We start from the raw sequence: 23,172 nt of genomic DNA on the forward strand, positions 1-23,172 counted from the left end.
TTGTCTCGTAAATTTGTGCCTGTCCGTGAGAGGCGGCAAGAGGGTTTTCAGGAAACCGCTACGAGCACATCCATGTGCGCTTGACGTCGGCCATCCTTGGCCGCCGACATTTCCTGAAAACCCTCTCGCCGCCCCTCACTCCCTCTAATTTATTTTGTATCTGCCCAGGCGGGTGGGCGCTTCTGCATGAATGCCATGGTGCCCTCGTTGCCTTCACCGCCTCTAACGGCTGCGGCGAACATTTCGGCCGCGCTGTCGAGTAACCCGCTCATGGATTCGTGCCCAACCCGGTGAAGCAGGGCTTTGGTTTGAGCTGTAGCGTTTGGCGCACAGTTGCGAACGCGCTCAATAGCGTGAGCCAGCATGTCTTCCAGCTCGACGTCTGATGATGCGGCCTGGTGAACAATGCCCAAGGCACAGGCTTCTTCCGCACTGATTCTCAAACCTAGCAGGGACAGCCGGCGAGCCTGGGTAAGGCCAATTCGCTCTACTACAAACGGAGCAATTTGGGCCGGGATGATGCCGAGGGAGGTTTCCGGCATGCCGAATTTGGCTGTGGGTCCTGCAATGGCAACGTCGGATACACAGGCCAGACCAAATCCGCCGCCCATTACCGCACCTTCGGTGACGGCGATGACGACTTTGGAGGATTCGTTCACTTGCTGAATCATCGCCCCAAAGGCGCGGTTCAGAACATAGAAGGGGTCAGCCTCGCCTTCGCCGGTTTTCTGGCTGCGGGCACCGGCTAAATCCTTGATGTCGCCACCAGCACAGAAATGGCCGCCGGAGCCGCGGATGACCACGGCGCGGATGCTGGGATCAGATTCCACTTCGGTAAAGATTGTGGACAGCTCTGCCACCATTTGCAGGCTCATGGCATTCCGGGATTCCGGCCGGTTGATGGTGACGTGCAGGGCTGGGCCCTGTTTTTCCAGAAGCAGTGTTTCGCAGTGAGGCAAGGTTTCCATAAAACGACTCCAAGAAGAATGTCTGGAGCTGGCGGCCCGGCACGGCTGTTCAGGACTGTTGAGGGCCATGGATGGCCCGATTCAAGCCCTACAAGGATGTACTTGTGGGCGTGTCCTGAACAGCCGTGCCGGGGTGCCAGCTGTGCTCCGTGATTCAGCCTTTGGGCTTGCCAGGCAAGATGCCCATCATCTTGCTGATGATACCCAGCATGATTTCATCGGCGCCGCCGCCGATAGACACCAAGCGAACATCGCGGAATGCACGGGATGCCGGGTTGTCCCACATGAAGCCGTTGCCGCCCCAGTATTGCAGGCAGCTATCGGTAACTTCACGGCCCAGACGACCGGCTTTCAGCTTGGCCATGGAGGCGAGTTTGGTTACGTCTTTGCCTTCAACGTGCAGTTCGCAGGCTTTGTAGGTCAAGGCGCGCAGGGCCTCTACTTCTGTTTGCAGCTCGGCCAGGCGGAAGTGAATGACCTGGTTGTCGATCAGCGGTGTACCGAAGGTTTTGCGCTCGCGGCAGTATTCAATGGTCTGGTCAATGCAGTTTTCCAGCGCTTTGATAACGTTGGCGGCGCCCCACATGCGCTCTTCCTGGAATTGCAGCATCTGCATCATGAACCCGGTGCCCTCGGCGCCAATACGGTTGCGCTGGGGAACACGAACGTCGTCAAAGAAGATCTGGGCAGTTTCCGAGGAGCGCATACCCAGCTTGTTCAGGTGTGGGCTCATGGTGATGCCCGGGGAATTCATAGGTACGATGATCAGTGATTTATTCTTGTGAGGCTTGTCATCGCTGGTGTTGGCCAGCAAGCAAATGAAGTCTGCCTGAGGGCTGTTAGTGATCCACATTTTGGAGCCGTTGATGATGTAATCATCGCCGTCTTTCTTGGCTGTGGTTTTCAGGCCTGCCACGTCGGAACCAGCACCTACCTCACTCACGCCAATGCAGCCGATCATGTCGCCAGCAATAGCCGGAGCCAGGAAGCTGCGTTTCAGTTCGTCTGAACCAAAGCGGGCGATAGCAGGTGTGCACATGTCGGTCTGAACACCAATTGCCAGAGGTACACCGCCACAGTTGGCCAGGCCCAGCTCTTCAGCTGCGACGAGGTTGTAGCTGTAGTCCAGCCCCATGCCGCCATATTCCTCAGGCTTCTGGATGCCTAGTACACCAAGGTCGCCCAGTTTTTTGAATATTTCCCGAATGGGGAATTGGCCGGCTTCTTCCCACTCGTCGCAATGGGGGTTGATTTCTTTTTGTACGAAATCGCGGACGGTTTTTCTCAGGGCTTCGTGTTCGGCTGTAAATTTCACGGTGTTATTCTCCTGCTGTTTTTTGGTTCGTGCCTTCGTTCGTTTGAAGCACGTGTTCTATCTTTTGATTACCAGTATGTCGTCAGTCTGGATCAGCTCCGATCAGAGTCGGGCTACGCCAAAGGTGTTCGGTCGGAGCTGGCGCGTATCGGCTTCCCGGAACATGTCGAGTACCAGAGCCACAACTCTTCGGGTATCCCGTGGATCGATCAGGCCGTCATCCCATAACCGAGCTGTGCCAAACAGGGCTGTTGAGCCATCTTCCAGTTTTTTTGCGGTCGCTTGTTCCAGAAACTCGAGGGTTTTTGGATCAGGCTCGACGCCGCTGCGGCGCTGTTTGTCCTCCGCCACAATGCGCATAACCTTGCCAGCCTGGGCTGGGCCCATAACGGCGGTTCGGCTGTTGGGCCATGCGAAGATGAAGCGGGGGTCAAGGCCGCGACCACACATGGCGTAGTTACCTGCACCGTAGGAACCGCCAACCACAACGGCTACTTTAGGCACGCGACAGTTGGCAACCGCCTGGATCATTTTCGATCCGTTTTTAATGATGCCGTTCTGCTCGGAATGCGTGCCCACCATGAAGCCAGTGGTGTTGTGCAGGAACAGTAGCGGGGTGCCTGCCTGGTCGCAGAGCTGGATAAACTGTGCTGCCTTTGCGCTACCGGCCGGGGTGATCGGGCCATTGTTGCCAATGATGCCGACAGCGTGTCCTTCTATGCGAATGGTGCCGCATACGGTCTGGCTGTCGAACTCATTTTTGAAGTCCATGAACTTGGAACCATCACCGATGCGCGCCAGAATTTCGCGCACGTCGTATGGCTTTTTGGAGTCTGAGGGGATAACGCCCAGCAGCTCTTCAGCAGGGTAAAGAGGCTCATCCCATTTTAGTTCGCGCTTAGGGGGGAGCAGTTCGTTCCATGGAAGGGCTTCCATGACGTTCCTGGCTTGGCGGATGCCATCTGCGTCGTCCTCGGCCAGATATTCAACGGTACCGGCAACCTGTGCGTGCATTTCTGCACCACCAAGCTCCTCGTCGTCGGCTATTTCACCGGTCGCAGCTTTTAGCAGCGGTGGGCCGGCCAGGAACATTTTGGCCTTGCCACGGATAGCGATTACGTAATCCGACAAGCCGGGCTGGTAGGCGCCGCCGGCAGTGGCGTTGCCATGTACAACGGTAACCTGCGGAATGCCCGCAGCGGACATACGGGCTTGGTTAGCGAAGCCCCGTGCACCCTGCACAAAAATATCCGTAGCGTAATTTAGGTTGGCGCCACCGCTTTCGGAAAGTGAAACAACCGGAAGTTTGTTCTCTTTGGCAATCTGCTGCAGGCGCAGGGTTTTATCCAGGCCTGCTGGCGTAATCGTGCCGCCTTTGATGGCGCTGTTGCTGGCGAGAATCAGGCAGCGGATGCCGCTAACGGTACCTATGCCTGCAATGATGCCGCCACCGGCCATGCTGCCGTCTTTGTCATCGTGCATTTTGTAGCCGGCCAGAGAGCACAGTTCGAGGAACGGCGTGCCACGATCCAGCAAACGGTTGATGCGATCCCGGGGCAGGAGCTTTCCGCGCTTGGTGAACTTTTCCCGTGCTGCTTCCGCCAAATCGAGAACTTTTTGTTCTACATCGCGGAAGGTCCGGATGTGTTCTTCCATAGCCTCGGTGTTACCACGGAATTCATCCGATTGCGGGTTAACGCTGGTTTCCAGTGTTTGCATAAACGTATCCTCAATCCTCGCTGAGCACTTTGGGCGTTACAGCCCGGTGGAAGCCATTGAAGGGCTCATTATTTTTTGCTTTTGGCAGTGGCCATATCCGGGTGCCTTGGGAGGCCGCACCGTCTATACGCAGGCAGTCGCCGCTGATGAAAGACGCGCCGGGGCTAAGCAGGAAACAGATCGCCGCACTGATTTCAGATTCGGTACCCATGCGCTTGATGGGCACGTTATCGCCAAGGCTGCGAATCCATTGCTTCATGTGCTCGGGGTAGTTGTCCATGCCGCTGGAGGCGATCCAACCCGGCGCAACCGCATTCACGCGAACGCCGGAGGTGCCCCATTCCACAGCGGCGGTTTGGGTGAAGTTCACCATTCCCGCCCTTGCCGCACCTGAGTGCCCCATGCCGGGCATGCCACCCCACATATCCGCCACAATGTTCACGATGGAGCCGCCTGTTTTTGACAGGGCTTGGGTGTAAGCTTCTCGTGCCATCAAAAAGCCGCCGGTGAGGTTGGTGCGAACCACTGTCTCCCAGCCTTTTTGGTTAATGCCGGCCAGAGGTGAGGGGAACTGGCCCCCAGCGTTATTCACCACACCGTGCAGGCCACCATGCTCTTCAATAATTGCCTTCACTGTGGCTTTAACCGACTCTTCTTCACGGATGTCGCACACGTGGGCCGAGGCAATGCCACCGTCTTCAAGTATCTCTGCCTTTACAGCTTCAACTTTTTCGACTTTACGACCTACAAGCGCAACGTTGGCGCCCAGAGACGCGAGTTCGTGGGCCGTGCAACGACCGATGCCGGAACCGCCACCGGTTACGATAAAAGTCTGGCCCTTGAATAGGTCTGGGCGGAAAACCGATTGATAGCTCATAATTCCAAATCCTTCTTAACTACTCAGGAGGCCACTAGCCCGGCAGGCACTGGCACTGGAAACTCAAGCAACTGCTGGGCAAACGCCTTGCCTTGAGGATCAATGCGCAGGCTGGCAACGCCACCTCCGCCCAGGCTGTGCTCCAGCAGGAAGTTGAATGCGTGGAGCCCGGGCAGTGTCCAGCGAGTGACCTTGCCGGTTTCCGGATTCAGTGTGTGCTCCATCCACTCGGCCACAGCCTCTGCACTCAATGCAGCTGCAATAAAAGGAACGAACTCGGGTTTGCGAGCAATAACGCCAATGTTGCTGTGGTCGCCTTTGTCACCACTGCGGGCCCAGGCCAGATCAACCAAAGGCACGGTGGTATCGGTGGCTGATGCGGCTTCGATTGGGGCTTGATCCTTGATCAGGCCAGGCTGGAAGCCACCAGCAGAATCAACAGCAACCGGTGTTGCCTGACCATTCAGGTCAACAGAAACTGTTACTTCGCTCTTGGGGACCAGGCAGGAATAGAGGCGAATCTTGGGCCAAACGGCTGGCCGCCCACCCACGATGCCAGTCAGGCCAGGTGCCATGCCGGTAGCGGCTTGTGCGATCTCTCGGGAGAACAGCACCAAGGCTCCCTTCTTTGCGTGGGCTGCACTGATTTTCACAATGATTTCCCGCGTGCCCTGGCAGCGACCTTGCTTGCCATACGTGGCCTCGGTGCCCAGCAGTTCGATACTGGTTTCGGTGTAGTCTGGCAGGCCGCGCTCATGGAACAGGCGCGATGTTTTCGTGAGAATGGCTTCGGCCACTGCCTGGGCTTTCTTAGGAGCATCAATGCCAGCAAGCAGGAAGGTTGCGGTGCATTTGAAGCCATCGGGCCAAGTGCCGGATACCTTGTAGCTGTCGGTGGGCGGCAACCCGCGGGCGCCACGAACGGTCACACGGTCCGGGCCGCTTTCGATCAACTCTACATCCGTAAAATCGCAGGTGACATCTGGCAGTAGATACGCGCGGGGATCGCCAATTTCGTAGACCAATTGCTCAGCGACCGTGCCACGACTTACCAGGCCACCCGTGCCATCCGGCTTGGTAACAACGAACTCACCATTTTCGCTGACTTCAGCAATCGGGAAGCCCATATCGGCGAATCCATCAGCAACGTCTTCCCAGTCGGTAAAGTTACCGCCGGTAGATTGCGCTCCGCACTCCAACAGGTGGCCGGCAAGGCTGGCTTGCGCCAGTTTGTCGTAGTCCTTCCAGTCCCAGCCGAATTCGTGAACCAGAGGCGCGAGCACCAAAGCGCTGTCGACCACCCGGCCAGTAAGAACAATGTCTGCGCCCTGATCCAAGGCAGCCGCCAAACCAGATGCACCAAGGTAAGCGTTCAGGCTAACCATCATTGCGGGCATAGGTGCGCCGGTGGCCATTTCGGTAATACCTGCTTTGCTCAGGGCCTGTTTCTGGGGTAGCAGATCATCCCCGAGAACCAGAGCAATCTTCATGTCTACGCCGGCCTTTTCGCATAATGCTTGCAAAGCGTCACGGCAAGCGACCGGGTTCACGCCGCCGGCGTTGGTCAGTACGCGAATCCCTTTTGCTTTGATGTCAGCAAGGAGAGGGCCCATGACTGTTTCAACGAAATCCCGTGCATAGCCCTGGCTGGGGTCTTTCATCTTCTGGCCGGCCATGATCGACATGGTAACTTCGGCTAGATAGTCGGCGACCAGATAATCAATACCACCTTTGTGAACCAGTTGCGCTGCGGCCGTTTCAGTGTCGCCCCAGAAAGCGGAGGAACAACCAATCCGGATAGTCTTCGGTGAATTCGTCATGTCTGTGCATCCTGTAGCTGTGTTGCCTTGGGTATCACGGATGTGTGCCGGCAACTGTTGAACCGTTAATCGAACAATACCAAGCAAGCGCTTGGTTTGTAAACAGGCAAATCTCAGGTAGAATGCAGTTTCTCTGTAAAGCCGCTGGATACGCTCGTGAATCAAGAAAAAATACTTCAGTCACTTATCGCCGATAACCTGGTGTCAGCATCAGACAGTGCCCGCGGACGGCTGCTTCGGGAGGCCGCGCGCCTGTTCCGTGAAAAAGGTTATGAGCGCACCACAGTGAGAGACCTGGCCGCTGCGGTGGGCATTCAGTCGGGGAGTCTTTTCCACCACTTCCGAACCAAAGAAGAAATTCTTAAAGCGGTTATGGTTGAAACAATCAGGCTGAACACGGCCGTGATGCAGGCCGCCATGGGTGAAGCGAAATCCAATCGGGAAAAACTCAGAGCACTCATAAGCGCAGAGCTGGAGTCCATTAACGGCCAGACGGGGGAGGCCATGGCCGTTCTGGTGTATGAATGGCGCAGTTTGTCTGAAGCCTCTCGGACTGAAGTGTTGGAGCTTCGGGATAGATACGAAGCCTTGTGGCTGGATGTATTGACCGGCCTTGAAGGAGAGGGCGCACTAAAAGCCGATCCATTTGTGGTGCGCCGTATGTTGACGGGAGCCCTTAGCTGGACCGTAACCTGGTACCGCCCGGATCGTGGCGGCTTGACCCGGGATGGCTTAACCGACCAAGTGGTGGCAATGCTTGGCATGGGCTAGCGTCAGAATTGGTACTTTGTAGTGACTGCATGCATTTTGTGAGTAAATTAATTTCAAGGTGTGTGCAGGCGTATATTTTCGAAGTTATTGTTTTAAGTCAAAATATCACCAAAAAGAACCGGACATTTCAGGCCATTGGCCTGATCGGCATGGGCCTGCCGGCAAACGAGCCATTTTTGTAGGACAGCTTTCAACGCACTCTTGCTTCCGGAATGACAGAACCAACTGCATTCCACCCAGATAAAAACAAAGCAAAGCAGAGTGACTTAACATGTCCATATTGGCAACGTATGCAGGTCGTCTTGCGGCGACGCGCAACAAACTGGTTTTAATGGCAACGGCAGTAATGTTTGCAGGGTGTTCCGCAAACCCCATACACAAAGTCACTGGGACTGTGCTGGCGGGTTACGCTGAGAGTGAAGCCACTCCTTACGTTATGCAGATGTCTGACCCCAAAATGGCCTGTGCGCTAGGGGAAGGCGTTGACCCCCTGATCTACTCCTTTTCGCGAATCAACGATGCGCCAGATACGAGCGGGTCGTTGTTGATGCTGTTAGCGGCCAATTGCATGGAGTACCGTGCGTGGGAGGCCGAGCTTGATTACCTGCGGGCGGATTATGAAGGCGATGTGCCTTTAGCCAAAGACTCCCGCGAACGAGCCAAACGCTTATACGCGCTCACTGCTGAACGCCGCTTGATGGCTTTCAATAGAGCCATGGCGGCCTACGATTTCGACCCGGCCAAAGAACCCCTCGAATGCCCGTTCCTGTACAGCGAACAAGACGAGATTACGTTCCTTCTTGGCCTGTTGACTGGTTTGCAGGCCGTTGTAAATGATGCCAACTCAGGTGCCCGTGCCGGGATACCACGCAACATTGCTCCTCAGGCTGAGCGCGCAGCAACCTGTATTGATAACGATAAAACAGGTGGGTTGCCCAATGCCGTTCGCGCCATGGTTTGGCTGCTACTGCCTGACACCCGCCCGGATTTGTCTCCCGATCCCTGGGAAGTACTCGAAAACAGCTCTGCTATGGGCGTGAAAGGGGGTATGCGCGCGTCAATGGCACTCGAAGCTGTTGCCGCAGAAACTTTTGGGCGCACGGATGTTCTGGCTGACGTGATCCACCGCTTTGCAGAAGCTGACGACACTATTGAGGTGTGGGAAAAGTATCGCCTGGCTGACCATGTGGCTCGCGCCATCATCCAGTTTTCGTCAGACAAATACTGGACTGCCGAGTATGGCTATAGAACACCACAGGCGTTCTTCGGGAAAATGAGCTCTGAACGAAACAACGAAAACATTGAGACCATGAGCCTGGATGGCCTGCTCTGAGCGGGCAACTCCAGCGTCCACGGTCGGTCGCTTAATGAACTCACTATAAACACAACAATGAACCGGAGATTGTTATGATCCGCAGATCCCTCACCGCTCTTACTCTTGCTGCCATCGCACCCCTGGCATCGGCCCAAACCGTAAAAATGTGTGTTTTCGATGTGATTGGCGCGAACGGTGACATGTTCAATATGGTTAAGGACTATGCGCTTGAGATGAAGTCGCACGGTGTAGACTTTGATCTGAAACCCTACACCGATGAGGGTGTTGCTGTAGGCGATTTCAACGCTGGCCAGTGCGATGCCGTTGCCGCAACCGACCTGCGCACCCGTCCATTTAACGGTTTTACCGGAACCGTTAGTGCTGTTGGCGCACTCCCGACCTACGACGATCTCGAAACGCTTCTGGCGACACTGGCGCAAGCAAAAGCGGCACCGCTGATGAAACAGGATGGTTACGAGGTGCTAGGAATTGTCCCTGCCGGCGCCGGGTACTTGTTTGTTAACGACCGTAGCATGGATACCGCAGGCGCTCTGGCAGGCAAGCGAATGGCGACTCTGGACTACCAGAAAGACGCCATTCACATGGTGAACTACCTCAAGGCAACGGTTGTTCCTTCAGATATCACCAACTTTGCCGGCAAATTCAATAATGGCTCTGTTGATACAGCTTACGCACCTGCTTTTGCATACGAAGCACTTGAGCTATACAAAGGCATAGGCAGCAAGGGTGGCATTGTCGATTATCCCCTGGCGCAGCTGACGATCCAGGTTATTGCTCGTGAAGGTGTTCTGGACGATCAAACCGCTCAGGCGTCCCGACAGGTTGCCTGGGACATGTTCCCACAAGCTATGAACCTGATTAAAAAGCAGGAAGCGGCCATCCCTGAAGAAAAGTGGGTTCGTATTCCTGAAAAAGACATTCAGGGTTATCAGGAAATGTTCCGCCAGAACCGGATTGAAATGCGCGACGGCTTGAACGGCGCGCCTGACGTGTACCACCCGAAAATGCTGGGTTTGCTGAGCAAAATTCGCTGCTCCAGTAATCCGTCTGCCTCGGAATGCACCTCGGAAAACCGGGAATAACAGGGCGGAATACGCATGAATTGGCAAGCGTTAACTGCCCCTGCTGTAAGAACTCTGTACCCCGTGCGGAAGATGCACGGGGCTATTCTTCTGTTGTTGCTGTTTGTTACCCTTTTGCTGGGAATGGGGAATTCTCTCCACTCCCGCCTGCTCTGGGTTGGCGAGCAGACATGGCCGAATTATTACTTGCTCAATCCAGATGCGATAGAGCCTTCATGTCGTATGGAAATGGATATTGAGGCAGAGGTCCGTAAGCGGGTAGACGCGTACAAGCCAGATCCCGACGACCTGTTCGATTCCCCGCCTAACCCGCAAGCCATTCGTACATCGCTGGAACGAAACCTTGCACTGTGTGCTGAGAAACATGCTGCTTACCAAAGTAATCTTGAGCATGCGACGCCTGCGCTGGGTGTGTTCAAAGCCTTTGAGGGCGGGCTGGCGACGTTTCTGCTGGATAATATCGAGCTGACGAAGTACCTGTTCATTGCGATTTTTGCGATGGCGGCGGCAATAGCAGCCATGGATGCTGATCATATAGCGCTTCGGCTGCCCAGAAACCGGTCCGAGTGGCGACTGAGCCAAGCTGTGCAGCTTATGGTCAATGGCATGATGGTGTTCTCCATGAATGCCTATCTGGGCCGGCTCGCCAGTTCGCCCGGGGCTGAATCTACGGTCATACTTCAGTATGCCTGGACGGTCGTGTTTGGCCTGTTCATGGTGATAAATACTCTGCGTTTTCTGAAGGTTCCCAACCACGTAAGAGCGGGTGGGCTGGCGCTGTCTTCGGGTTTGGTGGTGCCGCTGTATTGCACCATGGGTCTGATTGCCATGGGCTACTTTTTCTTTGTAGATGGCTACGCTTCCGGGCTCGCGATCTACTTCGGCATGATGTCCAACCTGTCTTCGATGTTTATCAACATCGGGCTCTATGTTCTGGTGGGTATGGTTCTGAAGCAGACTCGTTTGCCAGAGTTGCTGTTGAACGTAATCAAGCCATACAACCTGCCGGCACCCATGCTGGCTTCCGTCATTATCTTTGCGACGGCTTTCCCGACCGCCTTTACCGGCGCATCCGGCATCTTCATTCTTGCCGTCGGTGGCGTGGTTTACGATGAGTTGCGCCGAGCCGGTGCAGGGCGGCAGTTGGCACTTGCGACGACCGCGATGTCGGGAAGCCTTGGTGTGGTGCTGAACCCGTGCTTGCTGATTGTCGTCGTTGCGGCTCTGAACAAGGAAGTTACCACCACCGAAATGTACGGTTGGGGCTTCTGGGTATTCATAATGTCAGCCTCGTTGTTCTCAATCATCGTATGCAAAACGGAAGGTAACTGGCGGCCACGTCCGGCTCCGGGTGCGTTCCGGGCATCGTTGCAACAGCTCAAACCCTTAATGCCCTATGTGGCCCTGGCTGTGGCTGTCATATTCGCTATCTATGTGGTCCTGGGGCTGTCGTTCAACGAGTACAGTGCGCCGATGATTCTGCCGTTGGTGATGCTTGCGCTCGTGTTCCTTGATGCCGATAGCAGCAGCCGTGAAGACAACGAATCTCGCGTACAGGCGTTCTGGGGGCGAAGCTGCGAAGCCGCCAGTGATTCGGCGGTGCACATTGGGGCTTTGCTGGCGCTGATTGGTTTCTCAATTTGCCTTGGCGGGATTCTTGAGCGGTCTGATATTGTTCACGCCCTGTTCCCGGAACACCTGACCAGCCCGTGGCTTGCCATGCTTGTGATTGTGCTTCTGTTGACGGTGATTGGCATGGTGATGGATCCTTTCGGCGCAGTCATACTGGTATCGGCAACCGTAGCCCAGCCAGCCATACAGTTGGGCATCGATCCATTGCACTTCTGGATTGTATGCCTGGTGGCGTTTGAGCTGGGCTATCTAAGCCCGCCAGTGGCGCTGAACCATCTGCTTACCCGGCAGGTTGTGGGGGAGAGTGAAGTATTGGCAGCAGAGCGTGTTGGTTCTTTCTGGCATCGTTACGAGCGGTTGTTGTTGCCCGTAGCCGTCATGGGGCCAACGCTGCTACTGGTGGCCTTTGTGCCTATGCTGTTTTACGCCCTTTAAATAGAGTTGGTAACCCCCCCGTTCTGAATCCGAACTACAATGAGAGTGCGAGTATCTCATTAGATCGCGATTCGGAGCGGGCGTTATGGCGTATAGAACTAATCGGGTAGCTTCTGTCCTTGCAATCTCGCTGACATTGGGTGCCTGCGGCGGCTCATCGCCGTCTGATGAAAGTGGCGGTGGAGGCAGCGATGTTCTGCTACCCCCGGCCAGAATAGTTGTAGCCGGTTCCATCGATATTGAGGCCAATACCCGGGTTGACGCTGATACAGCGGACGGCCTTATTCTGGGTAGGCCCCCACTGACGGAGCCCCAGCTGCTTCCTGCTTCTTTCATACTCGCGGGATATGTCAGTTTTAAGGAAGATTCCCGTGGCACCAGCAGCCCTTTTGATGATTTCCCAAAGGATCCGGAAGACCACTTCCGGGTACCGTTCGAACCGGGTGAGCGTTTGTCTCTGCGCACCTTCAGCGAGGACGCTGACGGCCCCCTTGTAACACTGACGTTGCGGCGTCTGGATGGGACAGAGCTGGAGTCGCAAACTACTGACCCGATTAACAAGCTGCTTTCGGCCAGCGTTAGTCTGCCAGTAACGGAGACTCCAGGTGACTATATTGTGGTGGTGTCCACCGGCGATTTTGACCCTCCGCCAGTCCGCTATGTACTTTCAAAAACAGCCGGTACTCAGTCTTTAGCGTTGAATCTTGATTGGCCTCGACATGCCTTTGTTCCGGGAAGAGCCATTGTCGCCATGGCTGGCCATGAAGGCACACGCGTGTCCGCATCCAGCCAGGTCCCGGGTAATGCTATCCGGTCGCTGGATTATCAGCATTGGCTGGTAGCTATGCCCGCCAATCGCATGTCAAAGCAATCTGTAAACGGACAGGATACCCTGGGCTGGATCGATACACTGAGACAACAACCCGGAGTTGTGAGTGCGACACCGGACTATCTCGTGTCGGCTCAAGGGCCGCTTGATGAGCCTCTGTATCCGAAACAGTGGCATTACGATCTGATCAATATGCCCGCTGCCTGGCAGCTCGAGCCCGGCGGAGGGGTAGGCGTTAAAGTCGCGGTGCTGGATACCGGGTTATTCAGAAACGCTTCTGGCTGGCACCCGGATGTAGCAGCCAATGTTTTGAACCCAGTCCCCGCCGGAGCTGATTTCGTGTCAGCAGAATTCGACAACGATGTCCCGCCTGGCCGCGATAACGACCCAAGGGATCCAGGCAATGCTGCGGGTAACAATGTGTTTCACGGGACTCATGTCGCAGGTACAGTTGTCGCCAGTGCCACGAACCAGCTCGGTGGAACTGGTGTAGCCTTCGGCGCTGAACTCCTGCCAGTCAGGGTTCTGGGGGAAGGTGGTATCGGATCGTCCACTGACCTGATTGATGCGATCCGCTGGGTTGGCGCTAGCACACCGGTGAAGGCAGATATCATTAATTTAAGTCTCGGCGGTTTGCCGGAAATCCCAGCGTTGCAGAGTGCTATTGATGACGTCGTCGCCAATGGCGTGATTGTGGTGGCGGCAGCGGGTAATCAGGCAAGCTCTTCGCCGGCATACCCAGCTGCAGCGCAGGGCGTGTTTTCGGTAAGTGCAGTGGATGCAGGTGGCAGTCTTGCCAGCTATTCCAATTTTGGCCCCTGGATTGACCTCGCAGCGCCCGGGGGTGATGTGCGCAGGGACGCAAACCTCGATGGTTTGGCTGATCTGGTCATCAGCTCAAGCGCAAGCCTTGGGCCCGATGGGTTTGAGCCAGATTATACCGGCCTGCAGGGTACCTCCATGGCGGCCCCGCACGTTGCTGGTGTGTTTGCGCTCATGAAAAGCCTCAAACCTGATCTGAATGCCGGAACACTGGCTTCCTGGCTCGCCGCTGACCAGCTCACCACGCCTGTTGCTGGAGGTCGGTCAGATGCGTTGGGGTATGGTGTAATTGACTCGGGCAAGGCAGTATTGGCCGCTATCGATAATCCTTCTGTCACCATTTTGTCCGCATCGCCTGCTGCAATCAGCTTGTCGTCGGAAACAAGGCCATTTCAGACCATTGAGTTGCAGGTGTTGGGTGACCAAACCAATAGTCTGGTCATCAATCCGGCCATTGCGAGCCCTGCATGGCTTGATGTGACTCTTTCTTCGATCCCGCCGTTTTCAATTACTGTGGCGCTTGATGAACAGGCACTCGAACCGGATGTTCCGGTGCGCACCAAGCTGGAGGTGAACTACACAACCGATAGCGCGCGAGTTCTCGAAATTCCTGTGGTGGCTGAGCTGGTAACGGATGAAAGTGCACGCAACGCGGGCCGGCACTTCGTGTTACTGGTATATACGGAACCGAATGCGCAAGGTCAGCTTGAAGCGGCCGCTCAACTTTCCATGACGGCCATAAATGGAACGTATCAGTTTGGTTTTCGTCTGGATGATGGGCGGCAAGGCGCTAGTTTTGCGGATGTGCCTCCGGGCGATTACTATCTGGTAGCAGGTACAGACCTGGATAACGACGGTATCATTTGTCAATCAGGAGAGGCATGTGCAGAGTATCCGGTAACGGGCATGCGAGAAGTGATTACGGTCGATGAGAGTACCGACTTGACGGGTATCCGTATGGCCACAGGCTATTTTCGCCCGACTATTTCGGCTGCAACGCCTGATGTACTCCCCCGTCCCGGATTTACCGGTTACAAATTGAAAGAGCCACATTCGAATGATGTGGTTGCACCCAAAACAATCGGAGCTGAACGTTGATAGCAGTATGCAGAAAGGTAGGGTCAGGCGTGCCTGTGGTCATTTTGTTGGCCGGATATTTGTTAATGGCGGGCTGTGCATCTTCAGACGTTGTTGAAACCGAGCCCGGCGAGCTTTTGGCGCGACAGGTAATCCAGTCAGCTCATTGTGGCCTGAGCGGGCCCGGACTGGCTTATGTGCAGACTCCCGAACGATTGCAACAGTTACTTGATCTACCGGCTCAGAATATAGCTGTTCAGCAGTTACGGCAGGTTGACCTTGAAAAAGAACATCTGCTGTTTGTCACCTTGGGTGAGAAACCAACAGGTGGCTACAGTGTTAGCCTTGTTTCGGCCAATGCTGAGGACATCAAGAGCCCTCTTCAGCTTTCCGTTTTCGTTCGCTCCCCGGCGCCGGGCACTATGACCACTCAGGTTATTACATCGGCCTGTGTGGTGGTGGCAGTTCCGGCGCATGATTGGCCGGAAATTCGGGTGTCAGGCATTCGGGACAAGGATCTGGTTTTGAATCCTTGAGTTTTCCTTTCCGGGTGAACCATCGCCTGGATACCCAAACAAAATTAACCAACCCTTTTGTCTTGCGGGTGCTAACTGCAATCAGCCGTTGATCTTTGGCTGTGAATCCATAAGCTAAGGACACGATTTTTTTCCTGCGGAGTCACGTCCATCCTATGAGTGAGCAACAATACAACGCCGATGCCATTGAAGTACTGAGCGGCCTGGATCCAGTGCGTAAGCGCCCTGGCATGTATACAGATACCAGTCGCCCCAATCACCTGGCCCAGGAAGTCATCGATAACAGTGTGGATGAAGCCCTGGCGGGGCATGCCCGCCGTATTGATGTAGTGCTTTATTCAGACGGATCCTTGAGTGTTGAAGACGATGGCCGAGGTATGCCAGTTGACCTTCACAAGGAAGAAGGACTCTCAGGGGTTGAGCTGATTCTCACCCGGCTCCACGCGGGCGGTAAGTTTTCTCAGGGTAATTACAACTTCTCTGGTGGTTTGCACGGCGTTGGGGTTTCGGTAGTTAACGCATTATCCCGGCACCTTGAGATCAGCGTAAAACGCGATGGCCAACTCCACCACATGACGTTTGCCAATGGCGATAAGGCCACTGAGCTGGAAGTTATCGACACAGTTGGCAAGCGCAATACCGGTACGCGCATCAAGTTCACGCCCGATGCCAGGTATTTCGACAGCCCGAATTTTTCTGTGAGCCGCCTGCGCCATAACCTGCGCGCGAAAGCGGTGCTTTGTCCTGGTCTGACAGTAACCTTTACGCAGGAAAAAACCGGCGAAAAAGATGAGTGGTTCTATGAGGAGGGGCTTCGTGATTATCTACGCTCTGCCTTGGTAGATGTAGAGGTGGTTCCTCTGGAACCCTTTATCGGGAGTTTTTCCAGCAAGAATGAAGCGGTTGACTGGGCCATTCAATGGCTTCCGGAAGGCGGCGAAGCGGTTATGGAAAGTTACGTAAACCTGATTCCAACTATTCAGGGGGGCACCCATGTAAACGGCCTGCGTACCGGTCTGCTCGAAGCTATGCGGGAGTTTTGTGAGTTCCGTAGCCTGTTGCCAAGAGGCGTTAAGCTTTCTCCTGAGGATATCTGGGAAAAAGCGGCTTATGTGCTTTCCTTTAAAATGCAGGAACCGCAGTTTTCGGGCCAGACCAAAGAGCGGTTGTCGTCGCGGGAGGCTGCAGGGTTCATTTCCGGTGTGGTAAAGGATGCCTTCAGCTTATGGCTGAACCAACATACTGATGTGGCTGAAGTGCTGGCGGAGCTGTTTATCAGCAATGCCCAGCGCAGGCTAAAGGCCAGCAAGAAGGTGGCCCGTAAAAGGGTAACTTCCGGCCCGGCTTTACCGGGAAAGCTGGCGGACTGCTCTGGTGGTGATACCGCTCGCTCTGAACTGTTTCTGGTTGAAGGCGATTCTGCTGGAGGCTCTGCAAAACAGGCCCGCGATCGTGAGTTTCAGGCGGTGATGCCTTTGCGCGGTAAAATCCTGAATACTTGGGAGGTGGATTCCAGCGAAATTCTGGCTTCCCAGGAGATCCACGATATTGCTGTCGCCATAGGCGTAGACCCCAACTCGGATCAGCTTGGCGGCCTGCGTTATAACAAAATCTGTATTCTTGCGGATGCCGACTCTGATGGTCTGCACATCGCAACCCTGTTGTGCGCTCTGTTCCTCAAGCATTTCAGGCCCGTTGTTGCTGCAGGCCATGTGTTTGTTGCCATGCCACCGCTTTACCGTGTGGATCTTGGTAAGGAAACCTTTTATGCCCTCGACGAGCATGAGAAACAAGGAATACTGGATCGTATTGAAGCCGAGAAGCGCAAAGGCAAAATTTCGGTCACCCGCTTTAAAGGACTGGGTGAAATGAACCCCTTGCAACTCCGCGAAACCACCATGGCGCCCGATACCCGTCGGCTGGTTATGCTGACCATTGAAGACGGCGACGACACAGACAGCCGGATGGATATGCTTCTGGGCAAGAAACGTGCGTCAGACCGAAGAGCCTGGCTGGAGGCATACGGCAATATGGCGGATGTCGGCGGCTAATTGCCTTATATTCTATTTCGACCTATAAAAAGATGGAGTTATTCTTTTTAATTGATCTTCAGGCTCGTTATCCTGCCGGTTTTCTGATCGGGAAGAACCGTAATGGACTGGCAGGGATGGTTTGCGCTCGGCATGGCCGGCGCCGCGCTTGTACTTATGAGCTCAGGACGCTACGCGCCGCATCTGGTTCTGATGGTTGTGCTCATTGTGCTCAGTGCCAGTGGCATTATTTCGGCTGGCCAAGCCCTTTCGGGGTTTAGTAATACGGGTCTGATTACGGTGGTAGCTCTATTTGTAGTGGCCGCAGGTATTCATCATTCTGGCGGGGTTGATTTGCTGGTCAGGCACCTGCTCCGAAATCCCAAAACTGTTCGCTCAGCACAAGCGCGCATCACACTGCCAGTTGCACTGTTGAGCGGCTTCCTCAACAACACCCCCGTTGTGGCCACCATGATACCGGCGGTTCATGCCTGGTCCCGGAAGATTGGTATCCCGCCGTCCAAACTGATGATTCCGCTCAGCTACTCCGCCATCCTTGGTGGCACGCTGACCATGATTGGCACCAGCACCAACCTGGTTGTTAACGGCCAATACGAGCAGCTCACCGGCGACGCCGGGCTGTCCATTTTCTCTATCACCGCGGTTGGCTTACCTGTGGCGGTTCTGGGAATCGCCGCAATCTTGCTGTTCATGCCGCGGGCACTTCCAAATCGGGAAGACCGGCATAAATTTGGCTCCATGAGAGAGTTTACTCTGGAAGTGGCAGTAGCCGTTGATGGACCATTAGTAGGCAAAACTGTTGGTGAAGCGGGCCTGAGAGAACTTGAGCGGCTCTACTTGGTTGAGATAGAGCGTGTTGGCAGCGTAGTGACGGCGGTGCCTTCTGAGGAGCGCCTGTGCGGAGGTGACCGACTCGTGTTTGCAGGGGATACCCAGGCAATCTCCGATCTGCTTCGAATTAACGGGATTGTACCTTCCGAACACGCGGATGAACCCAGTCTGAGTCAGCATCGTGCTGAGCGTTGCTTGATGGAGGCGGCTTTGTCTCCCCAGTCAGAGGTGCTGGGATTGACCATTCGGGATGCGCGGTTCCGGGAGCGTTACGGGGCGGTTGTTCTGGCGGTCGCTCGAGGCGGGGCACGCGTTGCAGGCAACCTTGGCAATATACGGCTCCGACCCGGCGATGTGCTGTTGCTGGAGGCCCGGCCGGCGTTTGTAAGTCGTCAGCGTTACAACAAGGATTTTCTGCTTATTAATGATCTGGAAACTGAGGCGCCCAGGCACAACCGTGCCTGGCTGTCCTGGGGTATCCTGGTTGTGCTGGTGGGGTTGGCGGCCTGTGGTGTTCTCAGCATGCTGAACGCTGCTTTGCTGGGCGCTGCGCTGATGATTATGAGCGGATGTTGCTCTATAGGGCAGGCACAGAAGTCAGTGGACGTTCCGGTAGTGCTTACTATCGCTGCTTCCTTTGCGTTGGGTGCCGCATTGCAGGAGACAGGAGCGGCCACTTTCGTTGCAGGGGCTATTCTTGGCCTGAGTAAAGGGCATGTTCTGTTGGCTCTGTTCCTCGTCTATTGTTCCGTATCCGTGCTTACAGAGGTGATCACTAATAACGCGGCAGCTGTATTGGTCATTCCGGTAGTACTTTCAATGACCGGCACCATGGGGGTTCCGGCTGAGCCTTTTGTGATTGCGGTAATGATGGCAGCGTCGGCCAGTTTCGCCACACCGCTAGGGTATCAAACCAATATGATGGTGTTCGGCCCGGGGGGCTATCGTTTCGGCGACTTTGTTCGTGTCGGTTTGCCAATGAATGTGTTTGTTGGCCTGGCATCGGTGGCGGTGATTGCGATGGTGTATGGAATCAGCCCGGGTTGGTAGTCGCTACAGAGGGGCGTTTGCCAGAATGTCGCAGCAAAGCACACGCTGTTTGTTGCGGTGGGTAAAACACAAGGACAATGTAACGCACATATAGGCGCCCGTTACACACAGGTAGGGGGTGGTAACGTGAAGCTTGCCAGGCTGAGCCAGCGCCTGCCGGAGATACTGCTGCCGGTACCAATCTGCCTTGCTGGTACTTTCCAGGGGCTTGAAGCGCGGGTCCAGCCCCCGGGTTCCGGTGTCAGATATCAGAGTATCTTCTAACTGAACCCCTTGGTCATCCGCAAGGTAACAGCGCGATACAGGGCTGTGATTCAACAGATCGTTGCACGCCTGGGCCATGGGGGTGTCAGCCTGCAGTAATTTAGTGACGTTCTGAAAGTCGTTCCAGAAGAAATCCGACAAATAGCGGGCCGGGTCCTGGGTGATTTGGTGTCTTGCTTTATAGTCTTGTAGCAGCTGATCGAAATCAGTGGGTGCATTTGAGAGGCTGGCCAGATCCATACTGGGCCGGCAGAAGTAAAATCCCTGAACAAAGTCCACGCCGGCATCGATGGCAATCATCGCCTGATCGTTGGTTTCAACACCTTCCAGCAAGACCAGACATCCTGACTGATGCAACAATGAAACAATGCCGTTCAGAATCTGTCGCGCCTTATGATCTTCAGTGGCCCGGGTTAGCAGTTTGCGATCCAGCTTCACTATGTCGGGTGACAAATTCCAGATGCGTTCAAAGTTTGAGTGTCCAGCACCGAAGTCGTCAATGGCTGTAAGGCAGCCAAGCTTTCGGTAATAGGCGACGGTTTCGCGCAGGCGGTCAGCGTCGTCGGTTGGCTGTTCAACAATCTCGATTACGATCCGGTGGGGTGGCAGCTTCGTCTTCGCCAGAAGGTTGCCGAAAAACGAATCTGTTTGGCTGCCGCTAGTGACAACCCGAGGAGAAACGTTCAGGAACAGCCAGTTGAGTTGATCTTCGATGCCGCTGTAATTCTGCATATGCAGGTATCGGCAGAGCCGGTCAAGTAGCAGGTTTTCCGCATCGGAAGAGGGTAGTTCGAATAGGTGTATTGGTAGAACGTTTGAAAGGTCCGGGTCCTGTGCCCGTATCAGTGCTTCGTAGCCAATGGTTCGCTTGTGTGAAATGCTGTAGATCGGCTGAAGGGCCGTTTTCAATATAAGGCCACGGAAGCACGCGGTCCAAGAGTCGCCGTCTCTTTGGAGCATCTGCGATATCAGATCAACCTCGGGATCCGTCAATGTTTCCGGGATGGTTGCTGGCTGCATAGTGTATTTCGAATCATTGAACGAATGCATCAAGTGCTGTTGCAAAACGCACTTGAACGATCACTGACCAGTGTTGGCTATGAACAGAAAAAGCCAGAGTAAACTGATAGTTGGAGGAGATTGCCAAAAAATGCGCAGTATTACCACCGTTTCATGAATAAATCTGAAACAGGCTGTAAGCTTTGTGGAGTCATTGTTGTTGCAGGTGATTTTGGCGGCCCTTTAAAACAAGAGCCGCCGAATAATCAGTTGTTGCTAGGGATTACAACGGATTCGTCGAATTCGAGTTCCATGTCCTGTTCTCCATATTCAATGTGATCCCCCGCAGGGGCGTTCCAAGTATGAGGAAAGTGTACTCGATTCATGGAGTTCGACAATCCGTACAATCCGTATGCGACCAAAGTCAAGACTTTTTTCACGGCCGCGAAGGCATCATCAAAATATTTGATGATGGAGCGCAAAACATTCCGATTTCCTTTAAAGACGTGGCTTCATATACTTTTAAACACAAACTGATAGCGTGGATAGGGAGGCCGTGGTTGCTATGCAAATAAGAAATACGTCTGCTGGTTATGGGTGGCTGGCTATTGTTGCCCACTGGGTTGTTGCTTTGGCGGTTTTGGGCTTGTTTGCTTTGGGCTTCTGGATGGTTGACCTGTCGTACTACGACGAGTGGTACCGGCGCGGTCCAGACATTCACCGCAGTGTCGGTATTCTGTTATTTGCACTGATGGCGCTCCGATTGCTTTGGCGGTTGGTTACTCCATCACCGGATTCGATTTCGGCGCACAAACGCTGGGAAGTTTTGAGTGCCCACGCAGCTCACGGCTTGTTGTATGTTCTGATTTTCGTAGCCATGGTGAGCGGCTATCTGATTTCAACCGCCGACGGTTCATCCATAAGCGTATTTGGCTGGTTTGAAGTGCCGTCGGTCACGGGCCAGATTAAAGGCCTTGAGGATACCGCAGGGTTGGTGCACTACTGGAGCACTTGGGCTTTGGTTGGGCTGGCCGCTTTGCACGCTGCTGGCGCCCTGAAACACCATTTCATGGATCGGGACGAAACCCTGCGCCGGATGTTGGTTCCGGCGCGACGGAATGATTGAATTTATCGATGCTGCTCTGAGTTGGCGCATTTCTTTTTACTTAAAGGAGAATTTTATGAAGAAGTTACTGCTCGCATCTGCCGTTTCCATGGCTCTGGTGGGGAGTGTTCAAGCAAATGAAGCTAGTGGAACCTATGCTTTTGACAAAGAAGGTGCCCATCAGTTCATCACATTCAAAATCTCCCATCTTGGATACAGCTGGCTCTATGGCCGCTTCAACGATTTTGATGGTCAGTTCGTTTACGATGAAGAAAACCCCGAAAACAGCACGGTGAATGTAACTATCGATACTGCCAGCCTGGACTCCAACCATGCCGAGCGTGACAAGCACTTGCGCAGCAAAGACTTCCTGGACGTGAGTAAGTTTCCAGAAGCGAGCTTCAAGAGTAAGCGAGTTAATGTTGATGAAGATGGCGAGGCGGATATTGTGGGTGATTTTACGCTGCACGGCGTAACCCGCGAGGTGACCTTGGAAGCGGAAATGTTGGGCCACGGAAAAGATCCCTGGGGCGGCTACCGCATGGGCTTTGAGGCAGAAACAGAATTGCGCCTTGAAGACTTTGGTATCCCTGCAAGCCTTGGCGAAGCCTCCGAGACTGTAGAGATTACTATCTCTATCGAAGGCGTTCGTCAGTAAGTCGTACTCCTGCCAAGGCAGGTTCCGGGGCTAAACCCGGAATCTGCCTGTTTGTTTCTCCAGCTCTCGTGCGTACCCGTCAAGTGATTGGCTGATGCCATCAATATCTTTTGATCTTGTCGCGCTTTCAGATGCCAGATCGTTGATTTCTGTGATGCTGCGGTTGATCTCGTCAACCACCTGGGTTTGCTCTTCGGTTGCTGAGGCAACGCTGGTATTCATGTCAGTAATTCTGGTCATGGCTTCTTCGGATTGGTCTTCCTCCGCCAGCTTTATGACTTTGCGAGCAGATTGCTGCCAATTCTTGAACGCAGCCCGAAACGTTTGCTTGTGGCCATGGTAAGCTCATGTGTCTGCTGGGATTTACTCAAATCTTAGCAGCGCTGAGCCAGGTGTCAGGTGTCAGGTATTAAACCAAAAGTACAATGAGGCAGGTCATTTTTTCAGGACGCTACGCGTCGGAATGCAGGCTCGAATGGGGTGTTGCTGGTGAGTCCTGGTCGGTTTTGCAGGAACGGCAAAGGTGACGTTGACGCCAGAACTGAGCGGCGAAAATAACAAGCCCGATAAGTAGGCCAGCCCAAAGGTAAGGAGCGGGAGCCTGAAAACTGCCACTGATTGCAAACTCTACAAGAAGCATCAGAGCGACAGCCAATGCCGCATTTACTATCGCCGTAGTCAGCGCTTGCCCACAGGCTTTAAGATTGGGTTTCATAGTGTTCCGCTTGATTGAAGGGAAAACGGTCTTCTATTCATCATTGATTAGGAGCATACGGTGCACCTTACAGACTCTCCATGCGGGAATTCCGCTATTGGAAGAGGGCGAACGAGGCGTGAATGAGATGTTCCGGCTGATATATCTGCAGGTTGTTGGTGTATCAGCTCTGCGCTCCATATAATGTTCCACTGCACCGGCCCCGTGATTATTCAGGGCGTACAGGGTAGCATCACGAACGTATTTCAAATCAGGCAATACAGGCAACAAAAGAGGCATC

The 23,172-nt window shown here is 54.4% G+C and carries 18 protein-coding genes; 10 read left to right on the forward strand and 8 right to left on the reverse strand.

Translation table 11 applies throughout. From position 1 onward, the window contains the following. Positions 1–149: 149 nt before the first annotated feature. The 5 genes from AADB16_RS07470 to AADB16_RS07490 form a co-directional block, all read right to left on the reverse strand. Complete coding sequence (locus tag AADB16_RS07470) at positions 150–968, reverse strand: enoyl-CoA hydratase/isomerase family protein (protein WP_410802383.1); 819 nt, start codon at positions 966–968, stop codon at positions 150–152. 154 nt (positions 969–1,122) lie between these two features. Next, entirely contained in the window at positions 1,123–2,283 is a 1,161-nt protein-coding gene (gene atuD, locus AADB16_RS07475) for a citronellyl-CoA dehydrogenase (RefSeq protein WP_410802385.1), read from the reverse strand. A 102-nt stretch (positions 2,284–2,385) separates the two neighbouring features. Then, positions 2,386–4,002, reverse strand: a complete 1,617-nt coding sequence (locus tag AADB16_RS07480; RefSeq protein WP_410802387.1) for an acyl-CoA carboxylase subunit beta — start codon at positions 4,000–4,002, stop codon at positions 2,386–2,388. Positions 4,003–4,012: 10 nt separating this feature from the next. Further along, positions 4,013–4,879, reverse strand: coding sequence for an SDR family oxidoreductase (locus AADB16_RS07485; protein WP_410802389.1), 867 nt, complete (start codon positions 4,877–4,879; stop codon positions 4,013–4,015). A 23-nt stretch (positions 4,880–4,902) separates the two neighbouring features. After that, complete coding sequence (locus AADB16_RS07490) at positions 4,903–6,699, reverse strand: acyclic terpene utilization AtuA family protein (RefSeq protein WP_410802391.1); 1,797 nt, start codon at positions 6,697–6,699, stop codon at positions 4,903–4,905. A gap of 156 nt (positions 6,700–6,855) precedes the next feature. Here AADB16_RS07490 and AADB16_RS07495 point away from each other — a divergent pair, with 156 nt between their 5' ends. The 8 genes from AADB16_RS07495 (at position 6,856) to AADB16_RS07530 (ending at position 19,151) form a co-directional block, all read left to right on the forward strand. After that, on the forward strand, positions 6,856–7,470 hold the full coding sequence (locus AADB16_RS07495; RefSeq protein WP_309045164.1) for a TetR/AcrR family transcriptional regulator: 615 nt from the start codon (positions 6,856–6,858) through the stop codon (positions 7,468–7,470). A 331-nt stretch (positions 7,471–7,801) separates the two neighbouring features. Next, positions 7,802–8,803 carry a hypothetical protein gene (locus tag AADB16_RS07500; protein WP_410803614.1) on the forward strand — a complete coding sequence of 334 codons (1,002 nt, stop codon included), beginning with the start codon at positions 7,802–7,804 and terminating at the stop codon, positions 8,801–8,803. A 74-nt stretch (positions 8,804–8,877) separates the two neighbouring features. Then, positions 8,878–9,888, forward strand: coding sequence for a putative solute-binding protein (locus AADB16_RS07505; RefSeq protein WP_410802393.1), 1,011 nt, complete (start codon positions 8,878–8,880; stop codon positions 9,886–9,888). A 15-nt stretch (positions 9,889–9,903) separates the two neighbouring features. Beyond that, entirely contained in the window at positions 9,904–11,955 is a 2,052-nt protein-coding gene (locus AADB16_RS07510) for a TRAP transporter large permease subunit (protein ID WP_410802395.1), read from the forward strand. Between the two features lie 85 nt (positions 11,956–12,040). Continuing rightward, positions 12,041–14,704: a S8 family serine peptidase gene (locus AADB16_RS07515; protein WP_410802397.1), complete on the forward strand. Its 2,664-nt coding sequence runs from the start codon at positions 12,041–12,043 to the stop codon at positions 14,702–14,704. Positions 14,705–14,769: 65 nt separating this feature from the next. Continuing rightward, positions 14,770–15,219: a protease complex subunit PrcB family protein gene (locus tag AADB16_RS07520; RefSeq protein WP_410802399.1), complete on the forward strand. Its 450-nt coding sequence runs from the start codon at positions 14,770–14,772 to the stop codon at positions 15,217–15,219. Positions 15,220–15,374: 155 nt separating this feature from the next. After that, a complete protein-coding gene (parE, locus tag AADB16_RS07525; RefSeq protein ID WP_410802401.1) occupies positions 15,375–17,270 on the forward strand; it encodes a DNA topoisomerase IV subunit B in 1,896 nt (631 codons plus the stop codon). Positions 17,271–17,372: 102 nt separating this feature from the next. Continuing rightward, positions 17,373–19,151, forward strand: a complete 1,779-nt coding sequence (locus AADB16_RS07530) for an SLC13 family permease (protein ID WP_410802403.1) — start codon at positions 17,373–17,375, stop codon at positions 19,149–19,151. A 3-nt stretch (positions 19,152–19,154) separates the two neighbouring features. Here the strand turns inward: AADB16_RS07530 and AADB16_RS07535 are convergent, their stop codons facing one another. Then, positions 19,155–20,435 (reverse strand): EAL domain-containing protein, encoded by a 1,281-nt coding sequence (locus AADB16_RS07535; RefSeq protein ID WP_410802405.1) that lies wholly within the window; start codon positions 20,433–20,435, stop codon positions 19,155–19,157. Positions 20,436–20,979: 544 nt separating this feature from the next. Between AADB16_RS07535 and AADB16_RS07540 the strand changes: the two genes are divergently transcribed. Together AADB16_RS07540 and AADB16_RS07545 are read left to right on the forward strand one after the other, a co-directional pair. Next, complete coding sequence (locus tag AADB16_RS07540; RefSeq protein WP_410802407.1) at positions 20,980–21,540, forward strand: cytochrome b; 561 nt, start codon at positions 20,980–20,982, stop codon at positions 21,538–21,540. A 55-nt stretch (positions 21,541–21,595) separates the two neighbouring features. Beyond that, the gene (locus AADB16_RS07545; protein ID WP_410802409.1) at positions 21,596–22,177 is read left to right on the forward strand and encodes a YceI family protein; all 582 of its coding nucleotides are present in this window, start codon (positions 21,596–21,598) and stop codon (positions 22,175–22,177) included. A 30-nt stretch (positions 22,178–22,207) separates the two neighbouring features. Here AADB16_RS07545 and AADB16_RS07550 read toward each other — a convergent pair whose 3' ends face one another. Beyond that, positions 22,208–22,417: a hypothetical protein gene (locus AADB16_RS07550; RefSeq protein WP_410802411.1), complete on the reverse strand. Its 210-nt coding sequence runs from the start codon at positions 22,415–22,417 to the stop codon at positions 22,208–22,210. Between the two features lie 211 nt (positions 22,418–22,628). Continuing rightward, positions 22,629–22,892, reverse strand: coding sequence for a hypothetical protein (locus tag AADB16_RS07555; RefSeq protein WP_298448427.1), 264 nt, complete (start codon positions 22,890–22,892; stop codon positions 22,629–22,631). Positions 22,893–23,172 lie beyond the last annotated feature (280 nt).

Source organism: Marinobacter sp. KMM 10035 (assembly GCF_046537445.1).
GTDB lineage: Bacteria > Pseudomonadota > Gammaproteobacteria > Pseudomonadales > Oleiphilaceae > Marinobacter > Marinobacter sediminicola.

What these genes read in the sequence shown, in the direction of transcription:
- AADB16_RS07470 (WP_410802383.1), bottom strand. Translation starts at nt 968, where the DNA reads ATGGAAACCTTGCCTCACTGCGAAACACTGCTTCTGGAAAAACAGGGC.
- AADB16_RS07480 (WP_410802387.1), bottom strand. Translation starts at nt 4,002, where the DNA reads ATGCAAACACTGGAAACCAGCGTTAACCCGCAATCGGATGAATTCCGT.
- AADB16_RS07485 (WP_410802389.1), bottom strand. Translation starts at nt 4,879, where the DNA reads ATGAGCTATCAATCGGTTTTCCGCCCAGACCTATTCAAGGGCCAGACT.
- AADB16_RS07490 (WP_410802391.1), bottom strand. Translation starts at nt 6,699, where the DNA reads ATGACGAATTCACCGAAGACTATCCGGATTGGTTGTTCCTCCGCTTTC.
- AADB16_RS07500 (WP_410803614.1), top strand. Translation starts at nt 7,802, where the DNA reads ATGGCAACGGCAGTAATGTTTGCAGGGTGTTCCGCAAACCCCATACAC.
- AADB16_RS07505 (WP_410802393.1), top strand. Translation starts at nt 8,878, where the DNA reads ATGATCCGCAGATCCCTCACCGCTCTTACTCTTGCTGCCATCGCACCC.
- AADB16_RS07510 (WP_410802395.1), top strand. Translation starts at nt 9,904, where the DNA reads ATGAATTGGCAAGCGTTAACTGCCCCTGCTGTAAGAACTCTGTACCCC.
- AADB16_RS07515 (WP_410802397.1), top strand. Translation starts at nt 12,041, where the DNA reads ATGGCGTATAGAACTAATCGGGTAGCTTCTGTCCTTGCAATCTCGCTG.
- AADB16_RS07520 (WP_410802399.1), top strand. Translation starts at nt 14,770, where the DNA reads ATGGCGGGCTGTGCATCTTCAGACGTTGTTGAAACCGAGCCCGGCGAG.
- parE (WP_410802401.1), top strand. Translation starts at nt 15,375, where the DNA reads ATGAGTGAGCAACAATACAACGCCGATGCCATTGAAGTACTGAGCGGC.
- AADB16_RS07530 (WP_410802403.1), top strand. Translation starts at nt 17,373, where the DNA reads ATGGACTGGCAGGGATGGTTTGCGCTCGGCATGGCCGGCGCCGCGCTT.
- AADB16_RS07535 (WP_410802405.1), bottom strand. Translation starts at nt 20,435, where the DNA reads ATGCAGCCAGCAACCATCCCGGAAACATTGACGGATCCCGAGGTTGAT.
- AADB16_RS07540 (WP_410802407.1), top strand. Translation starts at nt 20,980, where the DNA reads ATGCAAATAAGAAATACGTCTGCTGGTTATGGGTGGCTGGCTATTGTT.
- AADB16_RS07545 (WP_410802409.1), top strand. Translation starts at nt 21,596, where the DNA reads ATGAAGAAGTTACTGCTCGCATCTGCCGTTTCCATGGCTCTGGTGGGG.
- AADB16_RS07550 (WP_410802411.1), bottom strand. Translation starts at nt 22,417, where the DNA reads ATGACCAGAATTACTGACATGAATACCAGCGTTGCCTCAGCAACCGAA.
- AADB16_RS07555 (WP_298448427.1), bottom strand. Translation starts at nt 22,892, where the DNA reads ATGAAACCCAATCTTAAAGCCTGTGGGCAAGCGCTGACTACGGCGATA.